This is a genomic window from Parabacteroides sp. AF18-52 (genome assembly GCF_003479145.1).
GTDB classification, from domain to species: Bacteria; Bacteroidota; Bacteroidia; order Bacteroidales; family Tannerellaceae; genus Parabacteroides; species Parabacteroides faecis.
The window spans coordinates 255,256-270,202 of the sequence record NZ_QUGR01000007.1; the positions used below are offsets into that span (position 1 = coordinate 255,256).

At 40.3% G+C, this 14,947-nt stretch carries 8 protein-coding genes and 1 tRNA gene; 6 read left to right on the forward strand and 3 right to left on the reverse strand.

The genetic code is table 11. From position 1 onward, the window contains the following. Positions 1–391: 391 nt before the first annotated feature. The 5 genes from DWX23_RS13890 (at position 392) to DWX23_RS13910 (ending at position 7,885) form a co-directional block, all read left to right on the forward strand. Complete coding sequence (locus DWX23_RS13890) at positions 392–3,751, forward strand: SusC/RagA family TonB-linked outer membrane protein (RefSeq protein WP_122374913.1); 3,360 nt, start codon at positions 392–394, stop codon at positions 3,749–3,751. Between the two features lie 27 nt (positions 3,752–3,778). After that, positions 3,779–5,542 (forward strand): SusD/RagB family nutrient-binding outer membrane lipoprotein, encoded by a 1,764-nt coding sequence (locus DWX23_RS13895; protein ID WP_122374914.1) that lies wholly within the window; start codon positions 3,779–3,781, stop codon positions 5,540–5,542. Between the two features lie 138 nt (positions 5,543–5,680). Further along, positions 5,681–6,745: a 3-dehydroquinate synthase gene (gene aroB / locus DWX23_RS13900; protein ID WP_122374952.1), complete on the forward strand. Its 1,065-nt coding sequence runs from the start codon at positions 5,681–5,683 to the stop codon at positions 6,743–6,745. A gap of 35 nt (positions 6,746–6,780) precedes the next feature. Then, positions 6,781–6,855: transfer RNA gene (locus DWX23_RS13905), tRNA-Pro, on the forward strand. A gap of 121 nt (positions 6,856–6,976) precedes the next feature. Next, positions 6,977–7,885, forward strand: a complete 909-nt coding sequence (locus DWX23_RS13910; RefSeq protein WP_122374915.1) for an AraC family transcriptional regulator — start codon at positions 6,977–6,979, stop codon at positions 7,883–7,885. Between the two features lie 4 nt (positions 7,886–7,889). Here the strand turns inward: DWX23_RS13910 and DWX23_RS13915 are convergent, their stop codons facing one another. Both DWX23_RS13915 and DWX23_RS13920 read right to left on the reverse strand, forming a co-directional pair. Beyond that, complete coding sequence (locus DWX23_RS13915; protein ID WP_122351724.1) at positions 7,890–8,600, reverse strand: response regulator transcription factor; 711 nt, start codon at positions 8,598–8,600, stop codon at positions 7,890–7,892. Next, positions 8,597–9,952, reverse strand: a complete 1,356-nt coding sequence (locus tag DWX23_RS13920) for a sensor histidine kinase KdpD (protein WP_122374916.1) — start codon at positions 9,950–9,952, stop codon at positions 8,597–8,599. Before DWX23_RS13920 ends, DWX23_RS13915 begins: the two co-directional genes overlap by 4 nt. Before the next feature lie 115 nt (positions 9,953–10,067). Between DWX23_RS13920 and DWX23_RS13925 the strand changes: the two genes are divergently transcribed. Next, a complete protein-coding gene (locus tag DWX23_RS13925; protein WP_122374917.1) occupies positions 10,068–12,356 on the forward strand; it encodes an outer membrane beta-barrel family protein in 2,289 nt (762 codons plus the stop codon). 11 nt (positions 12,357–12,367) lie between these two features. Here the strand turns inward: DWX23_RS13925 and DWX23_RS13930 are convergent, their stop codons facing one another. Continuing rightward, positions 12,368–14,923 (reverse strand): TonB-dependent receptor, encoded by a 2,556-nt coding sequence (locus tag DWX23_RS13930; RefSeq protein WP_122374918.1) that lies wholly within the window; start codon positions 14,921–14,923, stop codon positions 12,368–12,370. Positions 14,924–14,947 lie beyond the last annotated feature (24 nt).

Sequence of the window (14,947 nt, forward strand, 5' to 3'; positions counted from 1 at the left end):
TATGCCCTCTTTGTGTTGTTATTGTATAATATACATATATGATACAGGGGTGAGTTATTGTTGATTATTAAGAATAGCATATCGATGTAATATGTGAATTGATCAGGAAAAACCAATAATGAATTAGGTAAAAATGTATTTTATAATAGAATGATATAATATGTAAAAATTAGTTTAGGCGATTTGCTTTGTTTGTATTAATTAATAGGTGATAATTTGGATAACAACTTAAAAATATGATAAAAACAATAGGTAAATATCTGATAAATATTAAAAAATAGTTATATTTGCATCGAGGGATGTAGTAAAAGGAGATTTTGAGAAAGTGTATTTTGTTTTAATGTGAGTTTATTTTATTTATTATTAACCTTATTAACGTAGCTAGTATTAAATGAAAACCTATTACCGAGTACAGTTGGTTTTGGTTGCTTTGGCTCTGTCGTTTCCGGGAAGTATGATGGCAGAACAAGCTCCAAAAAGTGGTATCGCAACCGTAGCGCAGCAGAGCGGACGGATTACAGGTACTGTTGAAGATGAACTGGGCCCCGTTATCGGAGCAGCAGTTGAAGTTAAAGGAACCCATAACGGTGTAGTGACCGATTCTGATGGTCACTTTACGTTATCAGGAGTAAAAAACGGAGCTATTATCCGGATAAGTTTTTTGGGATATGTGACTCAGGAAATCCCTTATAAAGGACAGGCAACATTAAATGTAACTTTGGCTGAAGATTCCCAGGCATTAGGAGAAGTGGTTGTGACCGCTTTGGGAATTGCTAAAGATAGTAAAAAATTGGGTTACTCAGTAACCACGATCAAATCGGACGATTTGATCAAAACTGGTACTCCAAATTTTGCTACTGCGTTATATGGTAAAGCTTCCGGTGTACGAATTCAAAACACGCAAGGTGGTGCAGCCGGTGGTGTCTCTATTACTGTTCGCGGTTTATCTTCTATCAATGGAAATACACAGCCGCTTGTTATCTTAAACGGTGTACCTATCCGTAATGGTAATTCGGGTACAGGTAGCAGCAACAGCTCCGATTTCTCCAATATCGGATTGGGTAGTACACAGATGGGTAGTGTCCGCTCCAACGGTTTGACTGATATCAACCCTGAAGATATCGACCAGTTGACCATCCTGAAAGGTGCTGCTGCTACGGCTCTTTACGGTTCGGAAGCAGCCAACGGTGCTATCGTCATCACAAGTAAGAAAGCCAAAGGTACCGGTATTACTGTAGACGTTAATGCTACATTTCAGGCCAATATGGTTGCTTATGTTCCTGAGATACAGACTAAATATGGTCCTGGTACAGGTAATGGCGACTGGACGGCAGAAATGATCGCAAATGATGGTTTCAGAAAAGATGCGGCAACCGGCAAATTATATCCGGCTTATAGTGCTTATCAATGGGGACCGGCTTATGATGGCAGGGAAGTATTGTATATCGACGGATCAACCCGTGCTTACTCTCCGATTTCCTCAAATCCGTGGAAACAATTGTTCCGTACCGGCACTGACCAGACTTATAATATCGCTATCAATCAAGGCGGTGAAAATTCATCAAACCGTTTCTCTTATACAACACTGCTGGAAACTCCTAATGCCCTGACTGGGTCGTATAGCAAACATAATTTCAGTTTGATTGGTAATTTAAAATTCAATGATAAATTGTCTTTGGATTATACGGCCAACTATATTACTCAGCATGTTGTAAACCGTTCGCAGGCATCTATCGGTATGTATGGTGGTTTCAACAATATGTTTGGTGCATTCCTGGATATTCCTCTAATGAAACAAATGTACAAGACAAGCCTGGGTTATAAAAATAACGATAGAGGTTCCGGCCCGACACCTAATGAAGCTTTCCAGTATGGTTCTGATGGTTTTGTACATGGTGTACGCGAAATATTGTGGGATACCAACGAACATGAGAGCGATGAACTGGAACAACGTTTGATTGCCAGTGTAGCTCCAACCTGGAAGATTTTCCCGTTCCTGACAGCTAAGGGACGTCTTTCTACCGACTATACTTTCTCAAAAATGACAGATCAAAGTAACTCATCATTCCCTTCTGCAGCCAGTACAAATGAATCCAGCGGTAGCTATTCTACTTTGTCTAAATATTATCAGGTGACTTATGGCGACATCATGTTGATGTTTGACAAAAGTTTGGGTGAGAAGTTCAATTTGACGGCTAATGTGGGTTGGCAGGCACGTTCTGAGAAGATGAACAGTTTGTCGCTTGGGACAAACGGAGGTCTGATGATTGAAAATACATTCATGATCGGTAACTCTTATAAGACAATCAATGTTAGCAATGATAACGAACGTAAGATGGAACTGTTGAAAACAGCCTGGTTGGAAACAATCGGTCTCTCTTACGATGATTTCCTGTTCCTGGATTTGACGGGCCGTCAGGAAAAATCATCTACACTGCCAAAACATAGCCGTAGTTATTTCTATCCTTCCGGAAGTGTAAGCTTCTTGTATACGGATGCTTTCAGAGACAACATGCCTTCCTGGTATGGTTATGGTAAGCTGCGCGTATCTTACGGTATTGTTGGTAATGCACCAGAAGCGTATGCAGCTAATATGGCGTATACATTCGGTAGCGGTCCGGGTTGGAGCTACAACCAGGTACCGAATAATTTGGGTAACGAAAACCTGAAGCCTGAAAAGACAAAAGAGTTCGAAATCGGTATCGAAAACAAATTGTTCAATAATCGTGCAGGTTTCGAGGTTTCTTATTACAATAAGAAAATTACCGATATGTTGTTGAAAACGGCATTGGCTCCATCCAGTGGTAGTGAAACTATGTGGGTGAACTCAGGTGTCATGAGTAATAAAGGGGTTGAAATTTCTGCTTACGGTACACCGATCGAAACGAAAGACTTCAGCCTGGAGTTGAAAACTAACTTGGCTTTCAACAAGAATAAGATCGAATCTCTGGTAGAAGGCATCAATTTTGTTGAAACAGGTGATTTTGCCAGCAAAGTAGGTAAGAACTATTCTTATGTAGGGCGCCCGATGGGGGACTTCCTTGCAGCAGTCAATCAGGTAGTGGAAGAAGGCCCGTATAAAGGCCGCAAGATTGTTAATTCTGACGGTAATTATGTGATGTCACAAGACTATGAGTTTATTGGTAACGCTATGCCTAAAGTTGTCGGTGGTCTGGGAGTTACTTTGTCTTACAAACGTTTTGTATTGGATGTCATGACTGACTTCCGTTTTGGCGGCTACATCGCTAACGATTGCTATCGTTATACTATGGCTACCGGTGTGAACCCTGAGACAGAGAATCGTGAAGGGGAAGGATTCTTACCGTATACATATACAAACGGACTTACTGCTCAGACCGGTATCATCCTGGAAGGTGTTGTTTCTGACGGAAACGGAGGATGGAAGGAGAATGACAAAGTAATCGCTTACGAAGATTATATTAATTCAAAAAATGCCTGGGGAACTTCACCGGGAACCCCGAATGCCACTTATCAATTCTTTAAGAATAATTGGTGGAAACTTCGTGAAGTATCTTTGTCTTACAACTTCCCGAAAGATTTGATCAAACATGCTGCGCTAAAGAACCTGACTTTGGCTGTATTCGGCCGTAACTTATTCTATTTTCATAAGTCTATACCTAACTTCGATCCTGAAACAAGTAATGGTACAGACTGGAAGAGTCAGCTGAGTATTGGAGGTTCTGCTTCTCCGACGCGTTCGGTGGGTGTTTCTCTGCGCGCAACTTTTTAATCACAACATAATTAATACGTGGAAAATATGAAAAAAATATTTCTATATTCAGCTTTGCTGGCTGCAATGGTTACATTCAATGGGTGTAGCGAAGATGATTTTGACAGCAAATATAAGGATCCGTCAAAGGTGTCTGAGGTAACATTGGATAAAATGATGTCCGGGTGTATGCTTAGAGCCAACGATTGGGCTTGTTCTACTTATGGACGTTATTTCGGCTATGACCCTCAGTTGATGGGTAAACTTGCCAACTCTTTGGGGTTTACTTTAAGTGGTAGTGTTTATTATGATGATGAATACGAGGATTACGGACAGCCTTATAATAGTTACCCGTCGATGGTGACCGATTTCAGGAAGATGCAGGAAGTATATGATGCACTTCCTGATGAAGAAAAACCAAAAAATGAAGGATATCTGTTGGCTGCCGAAACGCATCTGTATGGTATGATGATTTTCATTTTGAGTGAATACAACGATATTCCTTTCAATGAAATTGGTCTGGTCGCTCTTAACGGTGATGTATCTTATGCCAATCCGCATTATGAAGATGGTCAGCAGTTATTTGAAATGATCCTGGATAGGCTGGGTGAAATCGATAAGAAATTTGCTACGATAGAAAAGCCTTCTGCTTTTGGCGGACAGGATTTTATCAACAAGGGGGATATGACGTTGTGGCGTCGTTATGCGAACTCTCTTCGTCTGCGTGCAGCTTTGCGTGTGTCTACACAAGGTCCTTTGGCTGCAAAGGGGCAGGCTATTTTGAAGGAGATTCTGGAAGGCGATTATCCGATTGTTGAAGATCTTGAACAGAATATCAAGATCGCACGCCAATCATCCGGTCCGTTGGATATCGAAGGTGGATCCGGTTTCGACTGGCATAATCTGCAGACAGGAAGTGCAGAGATGATCAACCGTATGCAAAAAGCCGGTGACGGTGGTGTATGGGTAGAAGGACAGGATGACCCTCGCTTACCGTTGATGTATTGTATGGCAACAGCTAATGGGGAACAACCGACTGATGTAGAAAGTGAAGTGGTAGTTGGTGACCCTCTTAAAACAGGTATTGCTCTTCCGAGTGTATTCCGCGGTGCTTCAGCTAATACAAGCTATGACACTTTCAACGACATGTTTTTCAATCGTTTGAATAGAGGGTTTTATTCGCGTGTACGTAGAAATGGATTCTTCTGGGGAAACAAAAACTGGGATCATCAGATCGTTTCTTCTTTTGAAATTCAGTTTATAAAAGCAGAAGTTTATCAACGTGGCTGGGTAGCCGGGGATGCTAAAGCTGCTTTCAAAGAAGGCATCAGGCAGTCTATTAAGTTTTTGTTCAAATATCAGAATGGACGTTCCGTGACAGAAACGGATAATGGCGATAGCGACTATTTGAACGGGAAGCAGCAACGTTATGTGATTAATCCGGATCAATCTATTTACGATGATGCCTGGATCGATCAGTTTGCTGAAGCAAGATGGTCGACTCATATTAACGGAACTCCTTATACCGATGGTAATCTGGAAGCTATCCTGGAGCAGAAATGGGTGGCATTCGGTTATCTTTACTGTGGTGAACAGTGGTGTGATTTGCGCCGTACGGGATATCCGCGCATGTATTACGAGAAAGATCACGATGTAACTGCGATTGTTCCTTATCCTTGCAACCGTTTACGCTATATTGCTAATGAACGTAATTACAATGTTCACTTCCAGGATGAAGTCGGTACATACGACAACTATGCGGATGTATTGTTTTGGGCAAAAGCTGATTGGCATGATGGACCTACCTGGTAAGAATCTTTTTATCTGAAAAATAAAAGCCGGCTAAACTATATAGGGGTAGCCGGCTTTTTGCAGTTTTTGGTATGCCATGATCTTTGATAATCGGATTACAAATAATACCTTTGTAACCAGATGCAAAAAGATAAATATATGGCTGATCAAAAAGTAGTGATTAGTAAGGACCTGAAAGCTGACTTACAGGAATTTCTTACTTCATTGGATTACGATAAATTGTTTGTTCTTACCGATACAAATACACAGGAAAAGTGTTATCCGTTGATACAAGATGTGCCGGCAATTAAAGATGCTCCGGTAATAACAGTCGATGCCGGTGATACGCACAAAGGGTTGGAAGCCTTGTCGAACATATGGATGCGTCTTTCTAATGAAGGTGCTTCCCGTAATTCGCTGTTGGTAAACCTGGGTGGCGGTATGGTGACGGATATGGGCGGTTTTGCAGGTGCAACTTTTAAACGCGGACTGAAGACTGTGAATATCCCTACGACACTCATGGCCTCGGTAGATGCCGCTGTAGGAGGAAAGACCGGTATCAATTTTAACGGATTAAAGAACGAAATAGGTTCTTTCTATCCTCCGGAATGTGTGTTCATCGATTGTGAATTCCTGCGTACATTGGATCGGGATAATCTTTTATCCGGTTATGCGGAAATGATCAAACATGCACTGATCAGTTCGATGGATACTTATGCTACGGTCATGTTGTTCGATCTCGATCAAAAGATGGATTATACTTTCCTGAATAAGATGGTGGCACAATCGGTTGCCGTGAAGGAACGTATCGTGGCAGAAGACCCGAAAGAACACGGTATCCGTAAAGCTTTGAACTTTGGTCATACGATCGGCCATGCATATGAAAGCCTTTCTTTTAAAAAGAGCCGTCCGTTGCTGCATGGACATGCGGTGGCTGCCGGTATCGTGAGTGAGTTATATCTCTCGCATAAGCTCTGTGGTTTTCCGTCAGGTAACCTGAGCCAGGTCATTCAGTATATCAAAGAATATTATCCTCCTTTCGTCTTCGACTGCAAGGATTATGAAACATTGTACGAACTAATGACGCATGATAAGAAGAATGAGGGTGGTATTATCAACTTTACTCTTCTTTCTAAAATAGGTGAAGTTCAGATAAATCAGCAGGTGACAAAGGAAAAAATATTGGAGTCGTTAGATTTTTACCGCGAAAGTTTTGGCGTATAAAGGAAAAATCTTACCTTTGCAGCCGTAAAGAAAAACGGGGTGTAGCTCAGCCCGGTTAGAGTACGCGTCTGGGGGGCGTGTGGTCGGAAGTTCGAATCTTCTCACCCCGACATATAGCTGAGCAAGCGATAAAAAGAGATCTACAATTCACTTGTAGATCTCTTTTTTTATATCCGGATTACTGTTTTTTGTATAAATTAGTGGCGTCAACGATTAAATTAGGTTACTAATATGAAGCATAAGAATCTTTTCAAATATCTTGTCAGTAGTGAAAAAGACTTGCTTTGGGGATTGATTGTCGATAATGTGGGACATGCGGAGATACCCCCAAATTATGAGGTTTATCCGCCTAAAGTGGGCCATCCTGTCGATTATGATTTTAATTCGCAAAATGGGCGTATACTTGATAACTATCAGCTCGTTTATATATCGAAAGGTAGTGGCACTTATTTTAAATCTAAAGATGAAAGTCTTTCGATAAGTGTAGGTGATATGTTGATAATACCGCCTTATACATGGCATAGTTATTTTCCGGATAAAAAGAACGGATGGGAGGAATATTGGATTGGAATGCGTGGACCTCATTTGGATGCAAGGTTTAAAAATGGATTTTTCAGTGCAGAGAGATTGGTCTATAATGTCGGTCTACAAGAAGAGATCATATCATTATATAATCAGGCTATCGAGTTAGCTCTTTTGGAACAGTCGACTTATCAACAATTGTTAGCAGGGATCGGTAATCTTATTTTAGGAATGGCTCTCTATTATGACAATAACCAACATTTTGCCAATGATACAATGATCAAATACATCGATCAGGCCCGTGTTATTATGAGAGAAAACTACCTGACTAATATGTCACCTCAGGAAGTTGCGCAGCAAATTAATATGGGTTACTCCTGGTTCCGGAAAAAATTCAAAGAATATACGAATGTTTCTCCGGCTCACTTTATGCTGGAACTCAAATTGAATAAAGCGAAAGGCTTGTTACTGAATACCCCTTTAAGTGTCAAAGAAATATCCTATGCGATAGGATACGAAGATGCAGCCTATTTCACAGCCCTTTTTAAAAAATATACCGGATTTACCCCTTTGGCTTATAGGGAGCAGTTTTCTTCGAATGAGATGCAGAAATCATGAAATATCATACCTTTCCACACTCTTCTGTCAACGTCAATCCGATACCTCTGATTGTTTTGATGGATACCAGTGGATCATCTTCCAACAGTTTTCTTAGTTTGGCGATGAAAACATCCAATGTGCGGGAGGCAAAATAGTCATCTTCTGTATTCCAGAAACGGCTGAGGATCGCTTCACGTTTTACTGTCTCGTTTTTATTATCAGCCAGGAGTTGTAATATCTGTGCTTCACGTACGGTCAGAACTTTCTTGGTGTTTGTATTGTCATTACGAAGAGATGCGTGTTCCGCATCCAGTGTGTAGGAACCTATTTTATAGTATCCGCTCTCGTTCCTTGTTTTTGCACCATCTTTCATTTTTAGTAATCCGTGGATATGGGCATCTAATTCGTCCGGGACAAAAGGCTTTTTGATATAATTGTTTACACCGATTTTGTAACCTTCCCTGACATCTTTAGGAGAAGTAAGGGCAGATGCGAATACGATCGGAGTATCGCCATCTGTTTCCCGGATACGTTCCACCATCTGGAAACCATTCATGACAGGCATATCAATATCGGAAATAATAATATCCGGATGATGTTGTTGCCATGCCAGCAAACCTTCTGCTCCATTTCCGGCGGTAATGACTTCGTAACCGCCGATAATCTCCTGTAATCCGCTTTGTATGATATAAGACAGAGTCGGGTCATCTTCTACTAGAAGTAATTTTATCATGATGTTGTTGTTATTCGTGGAATGTATAATGTAAATTCGCTGAATTCTCCTTCTATACTGTTTGCAATCACTTTCCCTTCATGGGCTTCCATCACCTGATATACATAATTCAATCCCAGACCGAATCCGGTCGCTCCCCCGGTGTGAATCCGTTGGGTTGCGGCTGCCCGTTCAAACTTGTTGAATATTGTTTTCATATCTTCTACCGAAATACCGATGCCGTTGTCGCGAATTTTGATAAGTGTGTATTTCTCTGTCTCTAGTGAACTGATATGTATATCGACTGATTTATTCGAATATTTGATTGCGTTGTCTATCAGATTACTGATTGCTTCTTTCAAAAATTCTTCATCGGCATATACCGTGTCTGTTTGCAGGTCGGTTGTGAAATGCACGGTTTTATCTGTTTTAGCCGTGAATTTTTCTTGCAGATCCTCTATCATAGGTTGTAGGTGAATGGTCACTTTGGCGAGTTCTAGTTTGTGATTCTCCAGTTTGGAAAGTGTCAGAACCTTATTGGTAAGCATTAACAAATGATCGGTTTCATTTTCGATGATAGAGAAGTATTTTTCTTTTATATCAGGTTTGTTATCCAATCTTCCGCTATGCAGAAAATTCGTACACATGATAATCGAACTGAGGGGCGTTTTCATGTCGTGAATCATGGCGTATGAGAAATCTTCTCTTACCCGGGCTATTTTGTTTTGTTTGTTGATGATTTTTATCTGATAAATAATACAGTAAACGACAAAGATCATGATCAGGCCGGTCGCAACAAGCAATAACCCCATCTGACGGAAAATAGCCCAGTAGGGATTGGTTAAGACAGCTTGCAGCCCTAACTTGTTGTTTGACTTGATAATCGTTATGTCTGTTTGTAATGTTTGAGAGTTGGGAGGTATTTGGTAATCAGGAACAGAGCTGTTTAAAACAATCCCCGCGGAATCGACCAGATTGCAGGTCGTTTGCGTATGGATATTGGCCTGTTCCAGTAGGCCCTGATAAATAGAGTCCAGTTTATTTAATGAGACAGGAGAATGAAAGAGTGTGTCCAGTGTCTCTTGCAGGAATAGATGGACTTGGGATGTCATTGATTCACTGTCTTCTATATTGTCTCCTTCCAGGTCCAGATGAAAATTTTTCTCGATCAATACATCGTTCCCGTCATTATCAGTACAGTCATCCATTCTCGTTTGTAATTCTGTCGTAATGGCGTTTTTGAACAACTCATTGCTCTTTTTGATAGTTTCGTTCTTAACGGTCGAGTAGGTCGTGAATAACCAGATACCTTGTAACGTTAAAATGGCAAGTAATCCGCACAGAGTTAGTGCTTTTATCGGTTTATTATTCATATTCCATTATCCCTTTTCTCCGTTAACCTAACGTTAACCCGGCATTAACCCAGCCCGGGGATGCCTTGTTTTACCTTTGTTGCATCAAAGATAAAGAAATTAAATCAGAGAGAATATGATACGCAAATGTTTTTTATTAGCAGTCGGTATATTGCTTACCGGAATTATGGTGAAAGCGCAAGTCGTTAGAGGAAAAATAGTTGATGCTTCACAAGTACCGGTAGAGGCTGTGACGGTGGTGATGCAGACAATCGATTCTACATTTATAGATGCTGTCATAACAGATACGGAGGGGAATTTTACGTTGAAACAGAATCCGGACAAATACCGTTTGATCTGTCAGCATTTATTATTTCGAACTCAAATAAGAGAATGTTCAGGACCGGATGCCGGAATTATAACAATGCAGGAGCAGGACTATGCACTGGCTGAGGTAGTGATCAAAGGAGAACGTCCGCAGGTGAAGGTTGAAAACGGAGCGCTTGTATATGATATGACAGCACTGGCCGAAAAATCGACAGCCGGTAATGCATACGAATCGATCCTTCATCTACCGGGAGTCATGGAACAGAATGAAAATATCAGTCTGGCCGGAGCTGGGGATGTAACGGTTATCCTGAATGGAAAACCTTCTTCGATGACGACTGAACAGTTGTCCAATCTATTGAGAAATATACCTGTTTCTGATGTGGAAAAAGCAGAAGTGATGTATAATGCACCGGCAAAATATCGTGTCAGGGGAGCTGTGATCAATCTGGTCCTGAAAAATATGAAATCTGAAGATCCCTTTGTACGCGGAGAAGTAGGAGCGGGATATAGCCAGGCCCACTATGCCAATGGCAACGGACATGCGAATCTATCTTTCGTAGGTAAGAAACTGTCTGTTGATATCCTTTATTCTGCCGGATATAATAAGAGTATTCTCAATAATGATATCCTGTCTCATCATAAGATTGGTGATAAAATATATGATATAGAGCAATATAATAAGGGTGAACGTTGTAACCTGACACATAATATGCGTGCAGCTTGGGACTATCATTTATCGGAAAACAGTAATTTGAATATGGCGTATACTTCTGCAATCACTCCGGATAAGAAAGCCGTTGAAAAGTCATCCGGTAATTTTTCCGAATCTCTAAACAGTAAGGCCGGAAATGAACAAATGCATAACGTGAATATGGATTATACATCCGGCTTCGGATTGAATGCCGGTCTGGATTATACCTATTACGCTTATCCTACGACTCAGGACTATACCAGCCGGAATGAAAGTTCGGTACAACGTTTTTTGACGGATGCCAGCCAGGCGATCAATCGCTGGAATGCTTATGTCGGACAGACACATACTTTGCCGGATGACTGGGAGTTGAATTATGGAATCAACTTTACATTTGCAAAAGATAAGAGCTTGCAGGTTTACCGTCCGCAAGATAGTTCCGATATGTCCGCGATGGATACCTATACAGACCTGAAAGAGGAAACTTATAATTTTTATGGAGGTGTTGAAAAGTCTTTTAATGAGAAGGTCTCTTTCTCGTTGTCAGTAGCGAGCGAATATTATAAATTGATGGATTATAAAAAGTGGGCGCTTTATCCAACTATGCAGTTAAGCTATGCTCTTTCCGGCAACCATATTTTCCAGCTGGGATTTTCTTCCGATAAGACATATCCCGAGTATTGGACCATTCAGGAATCGGTCAGTTATATGAATGGATATGCACTGCTTTTGGGTAATCCGGCTTTACGGCCGTCTACCGATTATACGGCAGAACTGACTTATATTTTGAAAAGTAAGTATATGTTCAATGTATATTATAGTTACATAAAAGATCTGTTTACCCAACTGGCCTATCAGAGTTCGGATAAACTAGCTTTGATTTACCAGGCAATCAATTATGATTATGAAGAAAATTATGGAGCAACGATAACTATACCTTTCTCTGTCGGTAGTTTTTGGAACTCGCAGGTTACTTTAGATGGTTCTGTCTTCAGGGATGTTTGTAATTCTTTTCATGATATCAGTTTTGACCGGACTAAATTCCGGGGAATAGCTATGATGAACAATACGTTTAAACTGTTTACGAAACCGGATATCCGACTGGAACTGAATGGAATGTATATGTCTTCATTTATACAGGGCTTGTATGATATTTCCTCTGTATGGAAAGTAGATGCCGGATTAAAATGGACTTTTGCGGATAAGAAGGTGGAGTTGAGATTGAATGCGAACGATCTGTTCGATTCATACGATCTGAACTCTAAAGTGAATTACAAAGGACAGAACCTGATAATGAATCAGCGACGTGATAGCCGGAGTCTTTCAGTCTCTTTTGTTTATAAGTTCGGAGGTTATAAAACGAAGGAACATAAATCGGTCGATACTTCCCGGTTTGGATTTTAACAGAGATATCGTTAAAATTCGATTGCTTTCTTTTCCCTCTCATTTTTAATGGTAGAGTTTCGTTCAGGGAATTTACTGTAACCCCGACCAAGACGGAAAGACAACTTTAGCAGGAACATATTGTTGTATGATTTCAAATGGCGGCAAGTATTTTCTTTGTAAAGTGAAGTATCCAGTACCCTCAGTTGGTTACGTCTGATGCCTGCAGAAATGGGAGGGATGTAAGAGAGTACCAAGGATAACCGTTTATCCCAAAATGACTTATTAACAGATATCAGCCAATTGTCTTTATCGACCATTTGATATCCTTGGCTGAGTATCTGTTTTTTCATGTTCCGGTAATATCCGATTTCGAAACCGAAGGATTTGACAGGATGGTAATAACTTATTTCAGAATTAGCAAGCCATCCGTCCGGTTTTTTTTTGATTTCGGCATTCAAGCCTTCTCCAAGATAATATGTCACTATATTCTTGAAACGGACATATTTACCGATAGGTTGATCATAAGTAATTTGAAGGCTATATTCTCTTATGTTTATATTACTGAAAGACCTGTATAGCTTATATCCCTTTTCGATATATAATTCACTGCTCTCATCATGGATATAATCAAATGCAGGAGTAATCGTTACCCGGTCTCCTAATGAAACCCGAAAGGTTATGTTATGCCGGATGGCGGATTTCAATTCAGGGTTTCCTATTTGTGTCAGGAAAGTATCGATAATCAGGCTCATGGGGCTAAGCTGGTATAATGAAGGATAATGCTGGTTTGTTGAATAACTTGCGTTTACGTTTATGTTTGTATTAATATTGAGATTTGCCTGTATGTAAGGTAAAATCCGGGTATAGTTACTTTTTATATCCCTGTCATATGAGTTTATGTGTTCGATAGCTGCCCCGATTTTAGTTTGGAATTTCCTTGAAAAATTGAGCATCATGTATGTAAATACCTTATTTCGGTATTCCCGGTAGTTTAAAAAACCTCTGCCGTGACTACTCTCCGAGCCATATATTCTCCAGGCATTGGAATATCCCAGGTTTATCGACATTTGAGGGGATAAGATGTATTTCCCTTCAATATTGAGTAGGGTGTGATTTTTATATTCATTATACATATCCTGAGCTATATAATTTGAGGCATCGTTCTGGTCGTATTTGTTTTTGATATCGTTGTAGTAATAGTTGTATGAGAAATCAGTGTATAACCGGAAGCGCTCACCGATCTGTCCCTGGTAAAACAGTGTGCCGACAAAAGTATAGTCAGATGTGGCATTTTCAGTTGAGTTTTTGATTGTACGTCGGTTCTCGTTAGTTATATCCGTGCGTTCCATGGTGTATATCAGGTTTGTTTCTGTTTTTCCTGATACATAATCGCCTTGGAAACTAATTGTTTGCATCGGCGTGATCTGGTAATTGATTCCGGTTGTGATGGTATTGCTCTTACGTTTGTACAGATCGTTGGGCGTGTTTCCCGGAGTTTCCGATAAAAGTTCTATGCCTCTGTAGGTGAGGTTTTTGGATACAGGTAAGTTTTGGTTTTCTTTACTATGGAAATAGGTTGTATAAAAATTGATTTTATCATGTGTGTAACTCATTCCGGCTACAGGCCGGTTCAGAATCCATGGCTCGCTTCTGTTTAATCCGGAAAGGCTGATCGCTGAAAAATTGGAAGAGTAGATCTCATATCCCCGATAATCTTTATTCAGAATGAGATTGATGATGGCTGTATAATCGTCGGATACGAAACGACCGGATGGCCCGTTGATCACTTCTACAGCCTGTATTCTACCAGGCGACAGCTGTTTGATATAGTCTTGTGACTGTTGTATTCCATCCACTAGCAGTAATATCTTCTTACTTCCGTTGACACTGAGAGTATTGGTTATTTTATCAAAATAGAGACCGGGTATTTTATGCAATAAATCTTCCATATTAACAGCATCCCTGCACATGTCGGAGGTTATGAGATAGCTGTTACGGTCTATTTTATGGCGGACTTCATCTGCTGTAACAATTGTTTCAGCCAGTGGAATTGTAATCGTTTTCAATAGAAATTTACCCAGGTTCGTCCCGAATGGAGAGATATCGTCGGTTATTGTTTCATATCCCAGGAAGCTGATTCTGATCTTTTGGGGAGATTCGGAAACCGGAAGTTTGAATATCCCTTTTTCATTTACTATTCCTGTAATTAAGCTGTGGTTGTTTGCATTGAGTAAACTTACTGTTGCGAATGTCAGAGGTTCTCCTGTTTCCCTGTCCGAAACGGTTCCGGTGAAAATAACTTGTTTATGATGTCCGGATGGTTCGGTGTATACATTTTTTTCTATAATTTGCTTCTCTGACGGAATGATAATATATACATGATTTATTTTTTCAACTTTGAACGGCTTGTTGTTTAGCAGATAATAAAGGGCCTCCTCCGGATTCCTGAATGTTTTCGAGACAGATATGTTGTAAGCGGATAAAGCTTTGTTATCAAAGGATATTTCTATTCCAAGCATTCCCAAAACAGCATTTAAAGGTTTATTGGTTACGGATAGCTGCATTTCCTGTGAAAATGTAGCCATCGTACATATTAACTGTATGAAAAT

What these genes read in the sequence shown, in the direction of transcription:
- DWX23_RS13930 (WP_122374918.1), bottom strand. Translation starts at nt 14,923, where the DNA reads ATGGCTACATTTTCACAGGAAATGCAGCTATCCGTAACCAATAAACCT.
- DWX23_RS13910 (WP_122374915.1), top strand. Translation starts at nt 6,977, where the DNA reads ATGAAGCATAAGAATCTTTTCAAATATCTTGTCAGTAGTGAAAAAGAC.
- DWX23_RS13920 (WP_122374916.1), bottom strand. Translation starts at nt 9,952, where the DNA reads ATGAATAATAAACCGATAAAAGCACTAACTCTGTGCGGATTACTTGCC.
- DWX23_RS13890 (WP_122374913.1), top strand. Translation starts at nt 392, where the DNA reads ATGAAAACCTATTACCGAGTACAGTTGGTTTTGGTTGCTTTGGCTCTG.
- aroB (WP_122374952.1), top strand. Translation starts at nt 5,681, where the DNA reads ATGGCTGATCAAAAAGTAGTGATTAGTAAGGACCTGAAAGCTGACTTA.
- DWX23_RS13895 (WP_122374914.1), top strand. Translation starts at nt 3,779, where the DNA reads ATGAAAAAAATATTTCTATATTCAGCTTTGCTGGCTGCAATGGTTACA.
- DWX23_RS13925 (WP_122374917.1), top strand. Translation starts at nt 10,068, where the DNA reads ATGATACGCAAATGTTTTTTATTAGCAGTCGGTATATTGCTTACCGGA.
- DWX23_RS13915 (WP_122351724.1), bottom strand. Translation starts at nt 8,600, where the DNA reads ATGATAAAATTACTTCTAGTAGAAGATGACCCGACTCTGTCTTATATC.